The following is a 20,072-nucleotide window of genomic DNA, read 5'->3' on the forward strand; positions in this document are numbered from 1 at the left end:
GCCGGTCAGGGAGCACGGAACCCGCGGGACGCCCCGTCGTGCTGCGCCGCCCCCCGGGGCCCGATCGACCAGGAGAGCAGATGACGAGCACCGTGAGCCAGCCGGCCGAGCGCCGGCTCACCAAGGTGCTCATCGCCAACCGCGGCGAGATCGCGGTGCGCGTCGCCCGGGCCTGCGCCGACGCCGGCATCGCCACCGTCGCGGTCTACGCCGACACCGACCGTGACGCCCTGCACGTCACGCTCGCCGACGAGGCCTTCGCCCTGGGCGGGATGCGCGCCGCCGAGACCTACCTCGACGCCGGCAAGCTCCTCGACGTCGCCCGCCGCTGCGGCGCCGACGCCGTCCACCCCGGGTACGGGTTCCTCTCCGAGAACGCCGACTTCGCGCGCGCCGTCGAGGCCGCCGGCCTGGTGTGGATCGGCCCGCCGCCGTCGGCGATCGAGGCGCTGGGGGACAAGGTCACCGCCCGGCACATCGCCCAGCGCGTGGGCGCCCCGCTCGTGCCCGGCACGTCCGACCCCGTCACGGGCCCGGACGAGGTCCTCGCGTTCGCCGACGCGCACGGCCTCCCGGTGGCCATCAAGGCGGCGTACGGCGGCGGCGGTCGCGGGCTCAAGGTCGCCCGGAGCCGGGAGCAGATCCCCGAGCTCTTCGACTCCGCCGTGCGCGAGGCGACGGCGGCGTTCGGGCGCGGCGAGTGCTTCGTCGAGCGCTTCCTCGACCGTCCCCGCCACGTGGAGACCCAGTGCCTCGCCGACGCGCACGGCACCGTGGTGGTGGTCTCGACCCGTGACTGCTCCCTCCAGCGCCGCCACCAGAAGCTCGTCGAGGAGGCGCCGGCACCGTTCCTCACGGCCGAGCAGGAGAGCAGCCTCGTCACGGCCTCCCGGGCGATCCTGCGCGAGGCCGGCTACGTCGGCGCCGGCACGTGCGAGTTCCTCGTCGGGACGGACGGGACCATCTCCTTCCTCGAGGTCAACACCCGCCTCCAGGTCGAGCACCCGGTCACCGAGGAGGTCTCGGGCATCGACCTCGTGCGCGAGCAGCTGCGCATCGCCGCCGGCGAGCCGCTCGGCTACGACGAGGTCGCCGTCCGCGGCCACAGCATCGAGCTGCGGATCAACGGCGAGGACCCGGCCTCGGGCTTCATGCCGGCACAGGGGACGATCAGCTCCCTGACGTGGCCGAGCGGCCCGGGTGTGCGGGTGGACTCCGGGGTGGTGGCCGGCGACGCCGTCTCCGGCGCCTTCGACTCCATGCTCGCCAAGATCATCGTCACCGGCGCGACCCGCACCCAGGCCATCGAGCGGGCGCGGCGGGCGCTGCGCGAGGCCGAGGTGGTCGGGCTGCCGACCGTGCTGCCGTTCCACCGCGGCGTGCTCGCCGAGCCCGACTTCGTCGCCGCGGACGGGGCGGACTCCTTCCGGGTGCACACCACCTGGATCGAGACCGACTACGCCGAGCGCCTGCGGGCCCTGCCCTCCACCCGTACGCAGCCCTCCCCCGCCGCGGCCGAGGAGGAGGCGCCCGCGACCGAGCGGGTCGTCGTCGAGGTCGGCGGCAAGCGCCTCGAGGTGGTCATCCCCGCCGCGCTGGGCATCTCCGCCTCCCGGGGCGCGGGCCGCCGGCCGCTGCGACGCACCGCGCGCGCCACGGCGGGCCCCGGCACCAACGGCAAGGGCCTGACCTCACCGATGCAGGGCACGATCGTCAAGGTCGCGGTCGCCGACGGCGAGATCGTCGCCGCGGGGGACCTCGTGGTCGTGCTGGAGGCGATGAAGATGGAGCAGCCGCTCCTCGCCCACCGGGCCGGCCGCGTGCACTCGATGAGCGCCGCGGTGGGGCAGAACGTCACCAGCGGCGCCGTCATCTGCCAGATCGACCCCCTCGACGACGGCGACAGCACGGACTGACCCTTGAGCCCGCACGAGCACCCGCCGCCGGACGCCCGGGTGCACCGCCGGTCCGGTGACGGCTGGGTGGACTGCTCGTGCGGCGCCGAGCACTGGGGGCTCAACGGCGCCGCGGGCCTGCTCGTCTGGCGTCGCGAGGCCGGCCGGGTGCGCGTGGTGCTCCAGCACCGCGCGCTGTGGTCCCACCACGGCGGCACGTGGGGCCTGCCCGGCGGGGCCCTCGGCGACGGCGAGCCGGCCGTCGACGGCGCGGTGCGCGAGGCCGTCGAGGAGGCCGGTGTGCTTCCTGGCGCTCTGCGGGTGCGTGCCGACCGGACCCTGGCGCACCCGCAGTGGTCCTACACGACCGTCGTGGCGGAGGCCGTCGAGCCGTTCACCCCTCAGGTCAGCGACGCCGAGAGCCTCGAGGTCGCCTGGGTGGACCTCGCGGAGGTCACGGCCCTGCCGCTGCTGCCCGCGTTCGGCGCCGCCCTGCCCGAGCTCACCGCGATGACGCGCCGCCTGGTCCTGGTCGTCGACGCCGCGAACGTGGTGGGCTCTCGGCCCGACGGCTGGTGGTCCGACCGGGCCGGGGCGACGGTCCGGCTGCGGGACCACCTCGTGGGTCTCGCCGGGGACGGCCTGCCCGCCACTGCCCTCGGCCTGCCGGGCGCACGGTGGTACCCCGAGGTCGTCCTCGTCGCCGAGGGCGCGGCGCGCGGTCTGCCCCCGGCCGACGGGGTGCGGGTCGTCGACGCCCCGGGCAGCGGCGACGACGCCGTCGTCGCCGCGGTGGCCGACCTGACGAGCGACCCGGCGACCGTCGTCGCCGTGGCGACGGCGGACCGCGAGCTCGCCGACCGCGTGCGCCGGGCCGGCGCCGTGGCCGTCGTCGGCCCGCGCCTCGTGCGGCACTGAGGGGCCGTCACCCACGTAGGCTGGGGCCATGACCGACCGCACCGCATGGGCCTTCGGCCTGGCCACCGTCACCGACCCCGGCGACACCCTCGACGTCTGGTACCCCGAGCCCTCGCTGGGCGCCGCCCCGGCGGGCGCGAACGGGGCCGACCTCGATCGGCTCGCCGGCGCCGACCCCGCCCGGGGCGTGCGCGCGGAGGTCGTGCGCACCGAGATCGACCTCGACGCCGCCCCCGCCACCGTGGCCGACGCCTACCTGCGCCTGCACCTGCTCTCGCACACGCTCGTCGCCCCGAACACGATCAACCTCGACGGCCTGTTCGGCGTCCTGCCCAACGTGGTGTGGACCTCCGCCGGCCCGTGCGCCGTCGAGGGCTTCGAGGCCACCCGGGCGCGCCTGCGCGCGGCCCGCGGGCACGTGACCGTCCACGGCGTCGACAAGTTCCCGCGGCTGGTGGACTACGTCATGCCCGCCGGGGTGCGCATCGCCGACGCCGACCGGGTGCGCCTCGGCGCGCACCTCGCCCCCGGCACGACCGTCATGCACGAGGGCTTCGTCAACTTCAACGCGGGCACGCTCGGCCGCTCGATGGTCGAGGGCCGGATCTCCCAGGGCGTCGTCGTCTCCGACGGCGCCGACATCGGCGGCGGCGCGTCGATCATGGGCACCCTGTCGGGCGGCGGCAAGCAGGTCATCTCGATCGGTCCCCGCTCCCTGCTCGGCGCCAACGCCGGTCTGGGCATCTCCCTCGGGGCGGACTGCGTCGTCGAGGCCGGTCTCTACCTCACCGCGGGCACGAAGGTCTCGGTGCTGAGCGGCGCGGGCACCCGGCCCGAGCACGGCCAGCTCGAGGAGCCGCGCGTCGTCTCCGCGCGCGAGCTCTCGGGCCGCGACAACCTCCTCTTCCGGCGCAACTCCGTCTCCGGGGCCGTCGAGGCGATCCCCCGCAAGGGCACGGGCATCGAGCTCAACGCCGCCCTGCACGCCTGAGGTGGCCCGGTCCGGCTCCCGGGGGTCCAGGCGGCGCGGCTGCCTCGGCGGCGCCGCGACCCTCCTCGTGGCGCTGGCCCTGGCGGTCGGGGCGGTCGTGGTCGGGCTCAACGTGCTGACCTCCCCCGGCGCGGCCGGGAGCTGCACCGTCACGCTCGCGGACGGCACCGCCGTCGCCCTCGACGACGACCAGGCCGCCAACGCCGCGCTGCTCTCCGGGGTGGCCCTGCGCCGCGAGCTGCCCGCCCGGGCGGCCACCATCGCCATCGCCACCGCGCTGCAGGAGTCCAAGCTGCGCAACATCGACTACGGCGACCGCGACTCGGTGGGGCTGTTCCAGCAGCGGCCGTCGCAGGGCTGGGGCACGGTCGAGCAGATCATGGACCCCGTCTACGCCACGAACGCGTTCTACGACGTGCTCGTCACGGTCCAGGACTGGGAGGGCCAGGAGATCACCGAGGCGGCCCAGAACGTCCAGCGCTCCGCGTTCCCCGACGCCTACGCCCAGCACGAGGACCGCGGCCGGGGGTTCGCCTCGGCCCTGTCGGGCTACTCGGCGGCCGCCCTCACGTGCGACCTGCCGGCGGACGCCGCGACGGACGGCGGCACCGGCGCGACCGGTCCGGTCGCCGCGGCGGAGGCCACCGGGCAGGACCCGACCGTCCCGCAGCGCCTCGCCCGCGTCGCCGAGCGCGTGGAGCGCGACCTCGGTCTCACCGCCACCGTGACGGCCGGCGGCGTGCTCGCCGTCGACGCCACGGCACTGCCCGGCGGACGCGACCCCTCCCCCGACCGTCTCGGCTGGGCCGTCGCCCAGTGGGCCGTCGCCACGGCGACCGACACCGGAGCCGAGGCCGTGGTCGTCGACGGGCGGGCGTGGGTGCGCGCGGGCGAGGAGGGGTGGACCGTGGCCGCGGAGGCGGACCTGCCCGAGGCCGTCGCCGTGGCGGCGGGCGCCGCGGCACCGGGCGTGGTCGTGGTCCTGGCGTGACCTCGCCCGTGGTGCCCGCCGGGGCGGGCACCACGGAGCGGGTCAGCGCTGGTCGATCGGCACGAAGTCCCGCTCGGGCGCGCCGGTGTAGACCTGCCGCGGGCGGCCGATCTTCGTGGTGGGGTCGCTGATCATCTCGCGGTACTGCGAGATCCACCCGGGCAGGCGGCCCAGGGCGAAGAGCGGGGTGAACATCTGCGTCGGGAAGCCCATGGCCTTGTAGATCAGACCCGTGTAGAAGTCGACGTTGGGGTAGAGCTTGCGCTGGATGAAGTACTCGTCGTGCAGCGCGATCTCCTCCAGCTCCATCGCGATCTCCAGGAGCTGGTCGTTCTTGCCCAGCCGCTGGAGGACGTCGTGGGCGGCGTCCTTGACGATCGCGGCGCGGGGGTCGTAGTTCTTGTAGACGCGGTGCCCGAAGCCCATGAGCCGGACGCCGTCCTCCTTGTTCTTGACCTTCTGCATGAACTGCTCGACCGAGTAGTCCGAGTTCTGGATCTTGCCCAGCATCTCCAGGACCGCCTCGTTCGCCCCGCCGTGCAACGGTCCCGAGAGGGCGCCGACGCCGGCGGCGATCGAGGCGTAGATGTTCGCGTGCGAGGAGCCCACGAGGCGCACGGTCGAGGTGGAGCAGTTCTGCTCGTGGTCGGCGTGGAGGATGAGCAGCATGTCGAGCGCCTTGACGATGGCGGGGTCGACGTCGTGGCGCTGGTACGGCAGGCCGAACGTCATCCGGATGAAGTCCTCGATGTAGGACTTCGAGGCGTCCGGGTAGAGCAGGGGGAGCCCGGTGGCGCGCTTGGCGATCGAGGCGATCATCGTGGGCACCTTGGCCATGAGCAGCACCGTGGACAGCTCGCGCTGGTACGGGTCGTGCGGGTCGAGGGTGTGCTGGTAGTACGTGGCGAGCGCGGCGATGCCGGCCTGCAGGATGGCCATGGGGTGGCCGTTCGCGGGGAAGGCGGTGAAGAACGCCTTGAAGTCCTCGTGGAGGATGGTGTGGCGCTTGATCCGGCGGGTGACCGCCTCGAGCGTGTCGGTGTCGGGCAGCTCGCCGTAGATGAGCAGGTAGGCGACCTCGAGGAAGTTCGAGTCCTTCGCGAGCTGGTCGATCGGGTAGCCGCGGTAGCGCAGGACGCCGGCGTCGCCGTCGATGTAGGTGATGGCCGACGTCGTCGACGCCGTGTTCATGAAGCCGGGGTCGAGGGTGACGAGCCCGGTCTCCTTGAGCAGCGAGGAGATGTTCACCCCGTCGTTGCCCTCCACCGCCTGGACGCGGGCGAACTCCAGCCGCTTCCCGTCAACCTCGAACGTCGCCGGGCTCAGCTCAGCATCCGCCATGTGTCCTCCTCGGAGTGGTCGGCGCCGTGCAGGCACCATTGCATGTGCGCCGGGCCCGGTGGCGGCTCGGCCGTGTGATCGTCGACACCAAGATATGTCATCGGCCCGGTCTGCACCGAACCATGGTCGCGTGCGGGGACGGGAGGGCGGCGCGGACGACGCCGCGCGTCCCGTCAGGCGAGCAGGGGCCCGTCGGCCAGCCGCTCCGCCGCAGCGGCGACGCGCTCGTCCGACGCGGTGAGGGCCATCCGCACGTAACCCGCGCCGGCGTGGCCGTAGAAGCTGCCCGGCGCCACGAGGATCCCTCGGTGCGCCAGCGCGTCGACGATCTCCCAGGATCCGGCCGCGCCGTGGCGCAGCCACAGGTAGAGCCCCGCCGCGGAGTCGGGGTCGGGCTCCAGCCCGGCCCGGGCGACGGCGCCGAGGAGCACCTCCCGGCGGGCGCGGTAGCGCTCGCGCTGGGTCTGCACGTGCGCGTCGTCGGCGAGCGCGGCGGCCATCGCCGCCTGGACCGGCGCGGGCATCATCATCCCGGCGTGCTTGCGGATCTCGGTGAGCCGCCCGACCAGCGACGGGTCGCCGGCCAGGAGCGCGGCCCGGTACCCGGCGAGGTTGGACTGCTTGGACAGCGAGTACAGCACGAGGAGGTTCTCGAGGGACCCGCCGCTCACCCGGGGGTCGAGGAGCGAGGGCACGCCCTGGTCGGTCCACGGGGCCACCCAGGGGAGCTCGGCGTAGCACTCGTCCGACGCGACGACGGCGCCGTGCTCGCGGGCCCAGGTGACGACCGCACGCAGCTGCTCCACGCCCAGCACGTGGCCGTCGGGGTTGCCGGGCGAGTTCAGCCAGACCAGCCGCACGCCCCGCGCCGGCCAGTCGGCCGGGTCGGGCCCCACCGGGGCCGGCGTCGCCCCCGCCAGCCGTGCGCCGACGTCGTAGGTCGGGTACGCCGCCCGGGGGTGCAGGACGACGTCGCCGGCGCCCAGACCCAGCAGCGCGGGCAGCAGGGCGACCATCTCCTTCGACCCGATGGTCGGCAGGACCGCGGACAGCGGCAGCCCCGGCACCGCCCGGCGGCGCGCGAACCAGCCCACCACGGCCTCGCGCAGCGCGAGCGTGCCCACGGTCGTGGGGTAGCCGGGGGCGTCGGCGGCACCGCGCAGGGCGTCCTGGGCGACCGCCGGGGTGGGGTCGACCGGGGTGCCGACCGAGAGGTCGACGATGCCGCCGGGGTGCGCGGCGGCGCGGACCTTGGCCGGCCCGAGCGCGTCCCAGGGGAAGTCGGGCAGCGCGCCACCGTGGAGCGGCACCCTCAGGCCTGCGGTGGCAGTGCCGCGATCATCGGGTCGTCCTTGTCGATGACACCCATCTTCGCGGCGCCGCCCGGCGAGCCGAGGTCGTTGAAGAACTCCACGTTGGCGCGGTAGTAGTCCGACCACACCGCCGGGACGTCGTCCTCGTAGTAGATGGCCTCGACGGGGCACACGGGCTCGCACGCGCCGCAGTCGACGCACTCGTCCGGGTGGATGTACAGGGAACGCTTGCCCTCGTAGATGCAGTCGACGGGACACTCGTCCACGCACGCCCTGTCCTTGACGTCCACACAGGGCTGGGCGATGACGTAGGTCACGGGTGCTTCCTCTCCTTGACGACGGCGCGGGCACCACCGGTGCGCCACGCGTCCCCAGTATCGCGCAGGCCCGCCGGGTTGACGAACCGTCTCGCGCGCTGGCGCGGGGGCGGCGCCCGGGGCAGGCTGCTCCCGTGACCAGCGACCACCCCGACCACGCCGACCAGGCCCCTCCCCCGCTGCCCTGGATGGCGTGGCGCCCGGGCGAGCGGGTGGTCGTGCGCTACCGGGCACCCGACGGCGTGCACGACGCCCTCGGGGACCTGCTCGAGGTGGCCCCGGACGCCGTCGTCGTGCAGACCCGTCGCGGTGCGGTCCGCGTGGCGGCGGCCACCATGATCACGGGCAAGCGGGTCCCGCCCCCGCCGGGCGCGTGACGCGCCCGGCGCGTGAGACTCAGCTCGCGGGGGTCGGCCGGTGAGACTCGGCGCGCGGGGGTCGGCCGGTGAGACTCGGCGCGCGGGGGTCGGCCGGTGAGACTCAGCCCGTGGGCGTCGGCGAGCTCGACGGCTCCTCCGAATCCTCGGCGGGCGGGTCGCCGCAGACGACGTGGTTCCAGGGCCGGTAGGTCCACGTCCAGCTCTCGTCGTCGAACAGCGCGCCGTCGCGGTAGCGCTGGCGGTCCACGGAGACGGTGAAGCCGACCTGCCCGCCGGTCTCGGGCTTGCAGTCCTCGGCCGGGTTGTAGACCGTCGTCGGCTGGACGATGTCGTACTTCTCCGACGTGGAGGTCTCCACGTCCCAGTACTTCGTGCCCCACAGGCGTGAGTGGAGCCGCCCGTCGGCGACCCAGGCCTCGACCATGACCCCGTGGTCGGTGCTGTTGCGCCAGACCATGTCCGTGCTCGACTCCCACACGGTGGCCTCGCGCCCGGCGGGGTACCGGTCGAACCAGCGCGTGTGGGGGGTGTGCCGGACGTCGTCCATCCCGGCCAGGAAGCCGATGTTGAACATGTTCGTCGAGAGTTGGGAGAGCCCGCCGCCGAGCGCGGTGGTGGCGAAGCCGTCCTCGACGACACCGGAGGAGACGTAGCCGTTCGCCTCGGTGATCGGTGCGATGTGCTCGAGGAGGGAGAACTCCTCACCGGGCTCGATGATGACGCCGGTGACCTTGCGTGAGCCCGCGACGAGGTTGGAGGTGCGCACCGGGTCGGGTGGCATCGGGGTGGAGAACTCCACGACGAGCTCCTTGATGCCCAGCGCCTCGGCGTCGGCGGTGGTGAACTCGGGCTCGGCCTCGACGAGGTCCACCTCGGCGGTGCGCTCGGTGGAGGTGCCCGCCTCCAGGACGGCCGCGGCGAGCGCCTCGGCGTCGAACCCGCGGCCCGACGTCGACGGGATGATCGTGGGCCTGCCGTCGCGCAGGACGATCTCGGCGTCCTCGCCGCCGGCGACGATGTCGGGGTTCACCTCGGTGACGGTGTCGGCCAGCGTCGGGCCGTCGAGCTGGAGCTCGAGGCGGTCGCCGGACGCGGTGAAGCTCGCGGCGGCGGCGAGCTGCTCGGGGGTGAGCTCGGCGAGCTCCTCCCCAGCCGTGACGACGACCGGTCCGGACACGAGCGGCTCGGCGAGCTCGGTCCGGGCGTCCTCCACGGCCGCGGCGTCGACGGCGGGCTCGAGCTCGCGCGTGGGCAGCTCGATGGGCCGCTCCGCCGTGAGCCACCCCTCGGTGACCACCGTGCGGGCGGCCTCGACGTCCACCGCGGTGCCGGGCACGGGCTCCGTGATCTCCGGCGTCGCGCCGTCGTAGGCGATGAAGCCCTCGACCGGGGCCACCTCGAGCTCGGCGGCCACCGACTGCAGGGCGGCGTCCAGGGCGGGCTCGTCCACCGTCGTCGCCGGGACGACGTCGCCCATGCCGAACAGCCGGCCCCACAGCACGCGCGGGTCGAGGGAGAACCCGGTGACGGGATCGAGGGTGGAGTCCACGTCCAGGGTGAGGCTCACGCCGGCGGGGTCGATGCTCGAGAGCCCCTCCCCCACCGAGACCGGGATCGCGTCGGTGGTCAGCGGGCCGAGCTCGCTCTCGAGCCGCTCGGTGGCGGCGGCCTGCGTCATCCCCCCGACCGGGACGCCCGCCACGACGGTGCCGTTGGGGACCCGGTCGCCCAGGAACCAGGCGGCCGCGCCGTACGCGAGGGCCAGGACGAGGACGACGACGCCCGCCACCAGCCAGCCACGGCCCCTCCGGGGCTCCTCGGCGTCGAACCGGTCCAGCGGCGACGGCGGCATGCGGGTCTCCTCGACCTCCGGGCGGTAGCGGTCGGCCGCCTCGTAGGTGTGCGCGGGGTCGCGAGGGTGCACCAGGGCCTCGCCGCCGCGGGGCGAGTGCGGGGCTGCGACGGCCGGGCCGGCAGGTGCCGCGGCGTCGATGGTCTCGGTGTCGGTGTCGGAGACCGGTCGCTCGGGGCTGAGGAGCGCGGTGTCGGAGTCCTCCGCGTGCTCGACGTACTCGGCGCCCTCCGCGGGCTCGACGTCCCCGGTACGGTCCGCGGGCTCGACGACGTCAGCGGGCGCGACGCCCTCGGCGTCCTCCACGGGCTCGGCCTCGCCGGCCGCCGCTCCGGACTCGACGTCCTCGACGTCCTCGGTGCGGACCGGGCGTTCGGGTGTGAGGAGCTCGGTGTCGGCGTCCGGTGCGTGGCCGTCGGCGAGCGCCGCGCGTCGTGCGAGCACCGCGTCGAGGTCGCCGAGGCCGGTGAAGCCGTGCTCGGCGTCGCTCTCGCGGTCGGCTGAGGTCTGGGCGGTACCGCCCTCGCGCCTGTCGTCGTGTGCCACTGCTGAGTGTCCTTCTCCCCCGGCTGCCGCGTGCTGCGACCCAGGCATCGTAAGCGTCCTGCCCGCCCTGACCGCGGCCGCGGCGCCCGCCGAAACCACATTGTGACCGTTCCGTCCAGGACCCGGACGGGTGGTCTCACGGCAGCGGGCGCAGCCTGCCGTGGTGGTGCACGAGCGCCCCGGTGCCCGTGGGGCCGAGCCGTGCGTCGAGGACCTCGCCCACGACGACGTCGTGGTCGCCGGCCGTGCGCACCCAGGCGGTGCGGCACTCGAGCCACCCCTGCGCGGCGTCGACCAGGGCCGCCCCGGAGGCCTCACCGCGGTGGTGGCCGATGCCGGTCAGCTGGCCGATCGAGGGCCGCCCGGGCTCGGCGAGCCGCTCCGCCACCTGGGTGGCGGTGGCGTCGAGGAGGCTGACGGCCCATGTGTCCGTCGTCTCCAGGGACTCGCGCAGCCGGGCGTCGGAGTAGACGCAGAACAGGACCATCGGCGGTCGCAGGGAGACGGATGCGACGTCGGTCGCGGTCATGGCGAGGTCGAGGCCACCCGCACGGACGGAGACGACGGTGACCCCGACGGGCCGCCGGAGCACGACCGCCCGGAAGCGGTCGACCAGCTCCTCGCCCGGCTCAGCCACGCGGCCCCCGCGACGCCAGGGCCGCCGGCTGCCCCGAGTACCAGCGCCGGGGGGTCACCGCGGCCACCACGGTGCTCAGCGGCAGCCCGAGGAGCCACGCGTACCCGATGACCTCGTCGGTGACGAGGACGTCCCCGCCCGGGGAGACGAACGCCATCGTCTGGGAGGTCACCACCGCGGCCAGCCCGAGGAGCACCACCCCTGCCGCGCCCGCCCCCGCCCGGGCCGCCACCGCGGACAGGGCGGCGGTGACGAGCGCGAGGAGCAGGCCGACCGGCCACCCGTCGGCGTCCCACCGGTGCACGAGCGTGCCGGCGGCCGCGACGACGACGCCCAGGACGACGACGGCGACCAGCGCCCCGGGCGTGCGCCCGAGGTCCTGGCCCCCGCCGGCGCGGGCGTGGTCGCTCACCGTCGTCGCCGGGTCAGGCCTGCCGACGCGCGGCCTTGTACCGCTCGTTGGCGTCGAGGACGACCTTGCGGATGCGCACCGACTCGGGCGTGACCTCGACGCACTCGTCCTCGGCGGCGAACTCGAGCGACTCCTCGAGGGTGAGCCTGCGCGGCGGGACGAGGTTCTCGAAGTTGTCCGCCGTGGAGGAGCGCATGTTGGTGAGCTTCTTCTCCTTGGTGATGTTGACGTCCATGTCCTCGTTGCGGGAGTTCTCCCCGACGATCTGGCCCTCGTACACCTCGGAGGTCGGCTCGACGAAGAAGGACCCGCGCTCCTGGAGGTTGATCATCGCGAAGGGCGTGACCGAGCCGGCGCGGTCGGCCACCAGCGAGCCGGTGTTGCGCATCTCGATGGGCCCCTGCCACGGCTCGTAGCCCTCGGCGATGGAGGAGGCGATACCCGTGCCGCGGGTGTCGGTGAGGAACCGTGTCCGGAAGCCGATGAGACCGCGCGCGGGCACGATGAACTCCATGCGGACCCAGCCGGTGCCGTGGTTCGACATCGTCTCCATGCGGCCCTTGCGCTGCGCCATGAGCTGGGTGACCGTGCCCAGGTACTCCTCCGGGACGTCGACGGTCATGCGCTCCATCGGCTCGTGGCGGCGGCCGTCGATCATCCGGGTGACGACCTGCGGCTTGCCCACGGTGAGCTCGAAGCCCTCGCGGCGCATCTGCTCGACGAGGATGGCCAGCGCGAGCTCGCCGCGGCCCTGGACCTCCCAGGCGTCGGGACGCTCGGTGGGCAGGACGCGCAGGGACACGTTGCCGATGAGCTCGCGGTCGAGGCGGTCCTTGACCTGGCGGGCGGTGACCTTGGCGCCCTTGACCCGCCCGGCGAGCGGCGAGGTGTTGATCCCGATCGTCATGGAGATGGCCGGGTCGTCCACCGTGATGAGCGGCAGGGGGCGGGGGTCGTCCGCGTCGACGAGGGACTCACCGATGGTGATGTCCTCGATCCCGGCGACGGCGACGATGTCACCGGCGCGCGCGCTCTCGGCCGGCACCCTCTCGAGCGCCTCGGTGCGCAGCAGCTCGGAGATGCGCACGTTCTTCATCGTGCCGTCCTGGCGCGCCCACGCCACGGTCTGCCCCTTGCGGAGCTCGCCGTTGTGGATGCGCAGCAGCGCCAGCCGGCCCAGGAACGGCGAGGCGTCGAGGTTGGTGACGTGCGCCTGGAGCGGCGCGCCCTCCTCGTAGGTCGGCGCCGGGATGGTCGAGAGGATCGTCGCGAAGAGCGGCTCGAGGTTCTCGCTGTCCGGCAGCTCGCCGTCGCCAGGCTGGTTCAGGCTCGCCCGGCCGGCCTTGGCCGAGGCGTAGACGACGGGGACGTCGAGGATCGAGTCGAGGTCGAGGTCGTCGACCTCGTCGGCCAGGTCGGAGGCCAGGCCGAGGAGCAGGTCGTGCGCCTCGTGGACGACCTCGCTGATCCGCGAGTCGGGGCGGTCGACCTTGTTGACCAGCAGCACCACCGGCAGCTTGGCCGCGAGGGCCTTGCGCAGCACGAAGCGGGTCTGCGGCAGCGGTCCCTCGGAGGCGTCCACGAGCAGGACGACGCCGTCGACCATGGACAGGCCGCGCTCGACCTCGCCGCCGAAGTCGGCGTGCCCGGGGGTGTCGATGACGTTGATGACGACGCCGTCCTCGAGACCCGCCGCGGCGGGCCCGCGGTAGTGCACCGCGGTGTTCTTCGCGAGGATCGTGATGCCCTTCTCGCGCTCGAGGTCGCCGGAGTCCATGGCCCGCTCGTCGACGTGCTGGTGCTCGCCGAAGGCGCCGGACTGCCAGAGCATGGCGTCGACCAGCGTGGTCTTGCCGTGGTCGACGTGGGCGACGATCGCGACGTTGCGCAGATCAGAGCGCACAGGCATACGCGTAGCTCATTTCATCGGTGAGGACAGACCTCCGCGGGGCGACCGGATCGGCCACAGCCTGCGCGGGCTGGGCGCCGCGGTGGGCGCCAACGGACCAGTTTAGCGTCGTACCCCCGTCCGGCGGCACCCCCTGGCGGTGTGCGCCCACTCACGGCCGCGTCGGCGATGATGGACCGATGGGTCCCACGCTCGTCTTCCGCGCGCCCGCCGCCGGGCGGTACGCCGTCTTCTTCTGGGTGGCCGCGGCGTTGCTGCTCGTCGCCTTCGCGCTCAACGGCGGCCTGGCCGAGGTGGTCCGCTTCGGGGCGGTGCCGCTGGCGCTGGCCGTGATCGGCTGGGTCGTGTTCTGGCGCCCACGGGTGACGGTGGGCCCGGACGGGCTCGAGCTCGCCAACGTCTTCCGCACCGTCGTCGTGCCCTGGGACGACGTCCTCGGGGTCGACACGCGGTGGGGCCTGAAGGTGCGCACCACCGCCGGACGGTACGGCGCCTGGGCGGCCCCGGCCGCACCCGGGCGCCGTCGTCACGACACCGTGCCCGACCAGCTCCTCGACGAGCGGGCCAGCGGCACCGCCCAGCTGGTCGGGGACTCCTCGACCGTGGGCTCGGTCATCGAGCTCGGCCTCGACCGGCGCACCACTGGCTCCCACGCAGCCGGCCCCGCCGGAGCGGACCGCCCGGGCGGGTCCGACCTCTCCAGGGGGCCGTCGGTCCAGGACCAGGCGGCCCGTGGGGTCGGCAGGTCCGGCGGGGTCCGCGTCAGTGTGGACGTGCTCGCGCTCGGCGCCGTCGTCGCCAGCCTCGCGCTGGCCGCCGTCACGGTTGCCCCGCTGGCCTGAGGGGGCGCCGGGCCTCGTCGCCGTGGACGGCGGCGCCCCACCGGCCATGGGCCCTCACGCACCACGAAGGGCCGGTGGTCTCCCACCGGCCCTTCGTCTCGTACTACGGGTGGATCACTCGCTCACGAAGCCCCAGTTCTCCGCACGCGTGGTGCTGAAGCCGGTGGCGCCGAAGTTGGCGAGGTTGCTGACCGTGGCCACGAGCTCGGGGCGCTGGTACAGCGGGAGGGTGTGCCCGGACTCCCAGATCATCACGTCGGCCTCGTTCGCCAGGTCGATGCGCGCGGCGGGGTCGGTCTCGACGTCGATCTGCTTGATGAGCTCGTTGAGCTCGGGGTTGTTGAGCTTGGCGTAGTTCGACGTGTTGGTGGACGGGTCGCCGTAGAGCTGGGCGAGACCGTTCATCGGGTACGGCGTGCCGATCCAGGAGAAGGCCATGATCTCGAAGTCGCCGGCCTCCAGGGCGGGGCCGAACTCGTCGACGGGCGTCTGGACGAGCTCGAGGTCGATGCCGATCTCCTTGAGCTGGGCCTGCGCGAGCTGGCCCTCGTTCTCGGAGGCGCCGACGCCGGTCAGCACGGAGAACTTCACCGCGAGGGGCTCGCCGTCCTTCTCACGGATGCCGGTGTCCTCGTTGAGAACCCAGCCGGCCTCCTCGAGGTCGGCCATGGCGCGCTCCGGGTCGTAGCCGTACTCGCTGCCGTTGTCGACGAAGCCCTCCTGGTTCTCCATGAAGATGTGGTTGTTCAGGGGCTTCTTCTCGCCGGGGAGCCCGGCGAGGTCGGACTCCGCGATCGCCTGGCGGTCGATGCCGCGCTGGATCGCCTGGCGGATCACCTGGTCCTGCAGCAGCCCGGCGGTGGAGTTGATGGTGAAGTGGCGCCAGTTCGGGCCCTTGGCCTCGCGGATCTCCGCACCGGACACGGTCTGGGCCAGGGCGTAGGCGTTCGGGTCCGGGCCGACGTCGAAGACGTCGATCTCGTTGTTCTGGAACGCGGTGCCGGTGGCGTCGGGGGCGACGACCCGGAACTGGATCTCGTCCAGCATGGGGGCCGGGCCCCACCAGTTCTCGTTCGGGACGAGGGTGAGGACCTGCTGCGCCTCGTCGAGGTTGTCGACCTTGTAGGGCCCGGTGAACCAGTCGGCCGGGAACTCCAGCCAGCCCTCGTTGAAGGTCGCGGCGTCGGCGACCGACTCGGCCGGGACGACGGAGCTGACGAGCGAGGACCAGTCGGGGTAGGTCTCCTTGAAGGTGATGACGACGTCGAACTCGGTCTCACCCTGCTCGACGGACTCGATCTGCTCGTACGGACCGGTCTGGACGCACTGGAACTCCGCGTTCTCGCCGTTGCAGGCGGTCAGCGAGGCCTGGTAGTCCTCCCAGTTGATCGGGTCCCCGCTGTTCCAGACCGCGTCCGGGTTGAGGTTCAGGGTGATGACCTGCTGGCCGTCGACCGTCTCGTCGGTGAAGTCGAGCAGGTAGTTCTCGTTCGGCACCGGCGAGCCCTCGCCGTTGTAGTCCCAGGTGGCGGGGCTCATGGCGTCGCGGATGTCGGTGTAGTCGGCGTTGTTGCCGTTGACGTGCATGGGGTTCCACTGCGGGGGTAGCTCGGACACCGCGCGGCGCAGCTGGCCGCCCTGCTCGAGCTGGTCGCGGGGGGTCGCCTTGACCTGGAAGAGGTCACCATCCCCCTCGGTGAGGATTCCGGCCTCACCCTCGGCGCCGCCGCCCTCGGTCTCCTCGGCAGCCCCCGACGTGGTGTCGGTGGGCTCGTCGCCACCGCTGTCGCCGCAGGCCCCAAGGACCAGGGCGAGCGCCGCACCGGTCGCCAGGACCGCTGCACCCTTCTTCGTGCGCACTGTTTGAACCTCCATGAGAATGTCAAGAGAACGTCCGCGGACGGGGCCGCCCACGCCCGACATCGGTCGGCCGCACGTTCATCCGAGTACTGAACCATGTCGCCTGTGACGTACCGCACGCCGACGGCGCTCTAGACGGACTTGTGACCTAATTGAGACCCGGGCGAAACACTTGGGAGACTTAAGTGTTCGGGCCGCTCCGAAACCGCCTCGGCGCTGCCGGCCGGCGCCGGGATCAAGCGAGGGTGACGTCGCCGGAGAGCAGCGGGCGGCGTCCGTGGCGCTCGACGGCACCGGACCGGCGCAACGGGGAAGATCCAGCCGATCCGAGGCACCCCCGACGGCGCAACGGGGAAGATCCGACCGATCGGAGGCACCCCCGACGGCGCAACGGGGAAGATCCGACCGATCGGGTGAGTTCCGACGGCACAGCGCCGCCGAAAGCTCCCCGTAGAAGTCCCCACCGAGGCGACCCGCCGATCCACCCTGCTCACCGTGGCCGCGGGCACGAGCCTGCGTGCCGTGATCGCGGGTGCCGCGAGCCACCTCACCGCGGCCGCGCGTGTGCTCACCGTGCGCGCGGCACGAACCCGCTCACCCTGCCCGCGAGCCGAGCACGCTCCCCGTTCCGCGGAGCGGCCCGCTCGCGGCGCCACACGCGACGGGGCCGCGCGCGGTGTCCGGTACGCGGCCCCCTCGCTCTCGCCAGCCCGGCCGGCGGCGCGGTCGGGTCAGAAGATCTCGACGGCCTGGGCGTAGTGGCAGGCCGACCGCTGGTCCCCACCCATCGGTGTCAGCGCCGGCTCCTCGTCCACGCAGCGCCGCTGCTCGTCCTCGCTCAGGACGAGGAACTTCGGGCAGCGGGTGCGGAACCGGCAGCCCGACGGCGGGTCCGCCGGGGAGGGCAGGTCGCCGACGAGGAGGATCCGCTCGCGCTGGCGCTCCTTGACGGGGTCGGGCACCGGGATGGCCGAGAGCAGCGCCTGCGTGTACGGGTGCGTGGGAGTCTCGAAGACCTTGTCCACCTCCCCGATCTCGACGATCTTGCCCAGGTACATCACGGCCACCCGGTCGGCGATGTGGCGGACCACCGACAGGTCGTGCGCGACGAAGAGGTAGCTGAGCGAGAGCTTGGCGCGCAGCTCGTCGAGGAGGTTGATGATGCCCGCCTGGATGGACACGTCCAGCGCGGAGACCGGCTCGTCGAGCACGAGCAGCTTCGGCTCGAGCGCGAGCGCCCGGGCGATGCCGATCCGCTGGCGCTGCCCGCCGGAGAAGTGCTGCGGGTAGCGGTTGGCGTGGGAGGGCTCCAGGCCCACCAGCGCCATGAGCTCGCGGACCCGGTCCTCCAGCTGCCGCTTGGGGATCCCGTTGGCCTCCATGGGCTCGGCGATGATGTCGAAGACCGGCATGCGCGGGTCGAGGGAGGCCATGGGGTCCTGGAAGACCACCTGGAGGTCCCGGCGCACGGCCTTGCGCTCGCGCCGGCCGCCCAGGGACTCGACGTCGTTGCCCAGGACCACCACCTTGCCGTTGGAGGGGGCCTTGAGGTCGAGGATCTCCAGCAGCGTCGTCGTCTTTCCCGAGCCCGACTCACCGACGAGGGCGAGGGTCTCCCCCGCGCGGATCTCGAACGAGACGCCGTCGACGGCGTGGACGGTGCCGACGCGGCGCTTGAACACCGAGCCCTTCATGAGGGGGAAGTGCTTCTCCAGGTCCGTCACCGCGAGAACCTCCTCGCGCTCGGCCCGCGGCAGCTGGGCCAGCGGTCGCTCGATGATCCGCGGCACCGGGTACATCTCGAGGAAGGTGAGGTCCTGCTCGGCGATCTCCTCCGAGCGGTGGCAGGCGGCGGTGTGGCCGTCGCCCCGGGTGAGTGCCAGGGCGGGTTCGACGGTGCGGCACACGTCGATCGCCATGGGGCAGCGGGCGGCGAACGGGCACCCCGGCGGGAGGTCGAGGAGCGAGGGCGGGTTGCCCTCGACGGGGGCGAGCGCCTGCTTCTCCTCGGCGTCGGGGCGGGGCAGCGAGCCGAGCAGGCCGATCGTGTAGGGCATCGTCGAGCGGTAGTAGATGTCGTCGACCGGCCCGTGCTCGACGACCCGGCCGGCGTACATCACGGCCACCTGGTCGGCCATGCCCGCCACGACGCCGAGGTCGTGCGTGATCATCATGACCGCGGCACCGGTCTCGCGCTGGGCGGTCTTGAGCACCTCGAGGATCTGCGCCTGGATCGTCACGTCCAGGGCGGTGGTGGGCTCGTCGGCGATGATGAGATCGGGGTTGTTGGCGATCGCCATGGCGATCATGGCCCGCTGCCGCATCCCGCCGGAGAACTCGTGCGGGAAGGCCTTGACCCGCACCGCGGCGTTGGGGATGCCGACGAGGTCGAGCAGCTCCACGGCCCGCTTGCGCGAGGCACCCTCGTCGGTGCGCCCGTGGGCCCGCAGTGCCTCGACGATCTGGTCACCGATCGTGTACACGGGCGTCAGGGCCGAGAGCGGGTCTTGGAAGACCATGCCGATGTTCTTGCCGCGGATGGCGGACATGTGGGCGTCGGAGCGCCCGAGGAGCTCCTCCCCCTGCAGCCGCACCGAGCCGCTGACCTTCGCGTTCGGGGTGAGCAGGCCCATGACGGCCATGGACGTCACCGACTTGCCCGAGCCGGACTCGCCGACGATACCCAGGACCTCCCCCGGACGGACGCTGAAGGAGACCCCGCGCACGGCGTGGACCGAGCCGTCCTCGGAGGGGAAACGCACGTCGAGGTTCTCCACCTCGAGGACCGGCCCACCGCGCATGCGCGCCGACCGCTGGAGGCTGTCGGTCAGGGGTGCGGGCCGGTCGGCCTGGCTGCGGCTGAGGATGTTCACGCGCGTCCTCCGGACTTGGACGTGGGGTCGAGGGCGTCGCGCAGGCCGTCGCCGATGAAGTTGATGAAGACCAGCATCGTCGTCAGCGCCGTCGCGGGCGCCAGGAAGATCCACGGGTAGGTCGCCGCGGTGCGCTGGCCCTCCCCGATGAGCGTGCCCAGCGACGTCTCGGGGGCCTGCACGCCGAAGCCGAAGAAGGACAGCGACGTCTCCGCGAGCACCGCCGAGGCGACGGCGAGGGTGGCGTCGATGATGAGGAGGGAGGAGATGTTGGGCAGGATGTGCCGCACGATGATCCGCGGCGTCGGCACGGACATGTACTTCGCCGCCGTGACGTACTCGAGGTTCTTGATGCCCAGCGTCATCGAGCGGACCACGCGGGCGGAGAGCATCCAGCCCAGCCCGGCCAGCAGCACGATGAGCATGAGCACCGAGCCGCGGCTCCCGCCGGTCTGGACCGACAGGATCGCGATGACGAAGAACGACGGCACCACGAGCAGCAGGTCGATGACCCACAGCGCCACCTTGTCGAACAGCCGCCCGTAGTAGGCGGCGAAGGCGCCCACGGTGGCGGCGATCGCCGTCTGCAGGGCCGCGACGCCCAGGCCGATCATCATCGACTTGCGCAGACCCTCGACGGTGAGGGCGAAGACGTCGCGCCCCGCCTGGGTGGTGCCCAGCCAGTGCGCCTCGCTCGGCGGCTTGAGGAACGCCGTCTGGTCGATCTGGGTGTAGGTCCAGGGCGAGAGGGAGGGCCCGAGGACGGCGAACGCCGCGAGGAGGAGGTACCCCACCAGCCCGACGACGGCGGTCTTGTTCCTCAGGAACCGGCGCGCGACGATCGTGCGGCGCGACAGGCGCCGGGTGCCGACGGGCAGGCCTCCCGCGGCCACCTCCGGGAGCTGGGCCTCGAAGGGACCGGCGACCTGCGAGGTGGGCTCGCGGTCGAGGGCGACGCGCGGTGCGTCGTTGTCCTCGTGCTTGGTCGTGGTCAT

At 73.2% G+C, this 20,072-nt stretch carries 16 protein-coding genes; 6 read left to right on the forward strand and 10 right to left on the reverse strand.

Features of this window, described 5'->3' with window-relative positions; all coding sequences use genetic code 11:
- Positions 1-80 precede the first annotated feature (80 nt).
- The 4 genes from AAEM63_RS14140 (at position 81) to AAEM63_RS14155 (ending at position 4,795) form a co-directional block, all read left to right on the forward strand.
- The gene (locus AAEM63_RS14140; RefSeq protein WP_341358887.1) at positions 81-1,916 is read left to right on the forward strand and encodes a biotin carboxylase N-terminal domain-containing protein; all 1,836 of its coding nucleotides are present in this window, start codon (positions 81-83) and stop codon (positions 1,914-1,916) included.
- Positions 1,917-1,919: 3 nt separating this feature from the next.
- On the forward strand, positions 1,920-2,813 hold the full coding sequence (locus AAEM63_RS14145; protein ID WP_341358888.1) for an NUDIX domain-containing protein: 894 nt from the start codon (positions 1,920-1,922) through the stop codon (positions 2,811-2,813).
- Between the two features lie 28 nt (positions 2,814-2,841).
- Positions 2,842-3,804 (forward strand): 2,3,4,5-tetrahydropyridine-2,6-dicarboxylate N-succinyltransferase, encoded by a 963-nt coding sequence (dapD, locus tag AAEM63_RS14150; protein WP_341358889.1) that lies wholly within the window; start codon positions 2,842-2,844, stop codon positions 3,802-3,804.
- A gap of 67 nt (positions 3,805-3,871) precedes the next feature.
- Entirely contained in the window at positions 3,872-4,795 is a 924-nt protein-coding gene (locus AAEM63_RS14155; RefSeq protein ID WP_341358890.1) for a hypothetical protein, read from the forward strand.
- A gap of 42 nt (positions 4,796-4,837) precedes the next feature.
- On the opposite strand, the gene AAEM63_RS14160 is transcribed toward AAEM63_RS14155, so the two are convergent.
- The 3 genes from AAEM63_RS14160 to fdxA form a co-directional block, all read right to left on the reverse strand.
- Complete coding sequence (locus AAEM63_RS14160; protein ID WP_341358891.1) at positions 4,838-6,136, reverse strand: citrate synthase; 1,299 nt, start codon at positions 6,134-6,136, stop codon at positions 4,838-4,840.
- A 173-nt stretch (positions 6,137-6,309) separates the two neighbouring features.
- Positions 6,310-7,446 carry a succinyldiaminopimelate transaminase gene (gene dapC / locus AAEM63_RS14165; protein WP_341358892.1) on the reverse strand — a complete coding sequence of 379 codons (1,137 nt, stop codon included), beginning with the start codon at positions 7,444-7,446 and terminating at the stop codon, positions 6,310-6,312.
- A 2-nt stretch (positions 7,447-7,448) separates the two neighbouring features.
- The gene (gene fdxA, locus AAEM63_RS14170) at positions 7,449-7,766 is read right to left on the reverse strand and encodes a ferredoxin (RefSeq protein WP_123914133.1); all 318 of its coding nucleotides are present in this window, start codon (positions 7,764-7,766) and stop codon (positions 7,449-7,451) included.
- A 134-nt stretch (positions 7,767-7,900) separates the two neighbouring features.
- Between fdxA and AAEM63_RS14175 the strand changes: the two genes are divergently transcribed.
- A complete protein-coding gene (locus AAEM63_RS14175; protein WP_341358893.1) occupies positions 7,901-8,143 on the forward strand; it encodes a hypothetical protein in 243 nt (80 codons plus the stop codon).
- Positions 8,144-8,246: 103 nt separating this feature from the next.
- Here AAEM63_RS14175 and AAEM63_RS14180 read toward each other — a convergent pair whose 3' ends face one another.
- The 4 genes from AAEM63_RS14180 to typA all read right to left on the reverse strand — a co-directional run bounded on the left by AAEM63_RS14180 (position 8,247) and on the right by typA (position 13,502).
- Complete coding sequence (locus AAEM63_RS14180) at positions 8,247-10,544, reverse strand: VanW family protein (protein ID WP_341358894.1); 2,298 nt, start codon at positions 10,542-10,544, stop codon at positions 8,247-8,249.
- 136 nt (positions 10,545-10,680) lie between these two features.
- Positions 10,681-11,181 (reverse strand): flavin reductase family protein, encoded by a 501-nt coding sequence (locus AAEM63_RS14185; protein WP_341358895.1) that lies wholly within the window; start codon positions 11,179-11,181, stop codon positions 10,681-10,683.
- Entirely contained in the window at positions 11,174-11,593 is a 420-nt protein-coding gene (locus AAEM63_RS14190) for a DUF6113 family protein (RefSeq protein ID WP_341358896.1), read from the reverse strand. The genes AAEM63_RS14185 and AAEM63_RS14190 overlap by 8 nt, the downstream gene beginning before the upstream one ends.
- Positions 11,594-11,606: 13 nt before the next feature.
- On the reverse strand, positions 11,607-13,502 hold the full coding sequence (gene typA, locus AAEM63_RS14195) for a translational GTPase TypA (protein WP_341358897.1): 1,896 nt from the start codon (positions 13,500-13,502) through the stop codon (positions 11,607-11,609).
- Between the two features lie 179 nt (positions 13,503-13,681).
- Between typA and AAEM63_RS14200 the strand changes: the two genes are divergently transcribed.
- Entirely contained in the window at positions 13,682-14,344 is a 663-nt protein-coding gene (locus tag AAEM63_RS14200) for a PH domain-containing protein (RefSeq protein ID WP_341358898.1), read from the forward strand.
- A gap of 114 nt (positions 14,345-14,458) precedes the next feature.
- Here AAEM63_RS14200 and AAEM63_RS14205 read toward each other — a convergent pair whose 3' ends face one another.
- From AAEM63_RS14205 to AAEM63_RS14215, 3 genes are all read right to left on the reverse strand, one after another.
- Positions 14,459-16,204: an ABC transporter family substrate-binding protein gene (locus tag AAEM63_RS14205; protein ID WP_341358899.1), complete on the reverse strand. Its 1,746-nt coding sequence runs from the start codon at positions 16,202-16,204 to the stop codon at positions 14,459-14,461.
- A 731-nt stretch (positions 16,205-16,935) separates the two neighbouring features.
- Complete coding sequence (locus AAEM63_RS14210; protein ID WP_341361381.1) at positions 16,936-19,005, reverse strand: ABC transporter ATP-binding protein; 2,070 nt, start codon at positions 19,003-19,005, stop codon at positions 16,936-16,938.
- A 68-nt stretch (positions 19,006-19,073) separates the two neighbouring features.
- On the reverse strand, positions 19,074-20,072 hold the full coding sequence (locus AAEM63_RS14215) for an ABC transporter permease (protein WP_341358900.1): 999 nt from the start codon (positions 20,070-20,072) through the stop codon (positions 19,074-19,076).

The organism is Georgenia sp. M64 (assembly GCF_038049925.1).
Taxonomy (GTDB): domain Bacteria; phylum Actinomycetota; class Actinomycetes; order Actinomycetales; family Actinomycetaceae; genus Georgenia.

What these genes read in the sequence shown, in the direction of transcription:
- AAEM63_RS14140 (WP_341358887.1), top strand. Translation starts at nt 81, where the DNA reads ATGACGAGCACCGTGAGCCAGCCGGCCGAGCGCCGGCTCACCAAGGTG.
- dapD (WP_341358889.1), top strand. Translation starts at nt 2,842, where the DNA reads ATGACCGACCGCACCGCATGGGCCTTCGGCCTGGCCACCGTCACCGAC.
- AAEM63_RS14160 (WP_341358891.1), bottom strand. Translation starts at nt 6,136, where the DNA reads ATGGCGGATGCTGAGCTGAGCCCGGCGACGTTCGAGGTTGACGGGAAG.
- typA (WP_341358897.1), bottom strand. Translation starts at nt 13,502, where the DNA reads ATGCCTGTGCGCTCTGATCTGCGCAACGTCGCGATCGTCGCCCACGTC.
- AAEM63_RS14200 (WP_341358898.1), top strand. Translation starts at nt 13,682, where the DNA reads ATGGGTCCCACGCTCGTCTTCCGCGCGCCCGCCGCCGGGCGGTACGCC.
- AAEM63_RS14210 (WP_341361381.1), bottom strand. Translation starts at nt 19,005, where the DNA reads ATGCGCGGTGGGCCGGTCCTCGAGGTGGAGAACCTCGACGTGCGTTTC.
- AAEM63_RS14215 (WP_341358900.1), bottom strand. Translation starts at nt 20,072, where the DNA reads ATGACCACGACCAAGCACGAGGACAACGACGCACCGCGCGTCGCCCTC.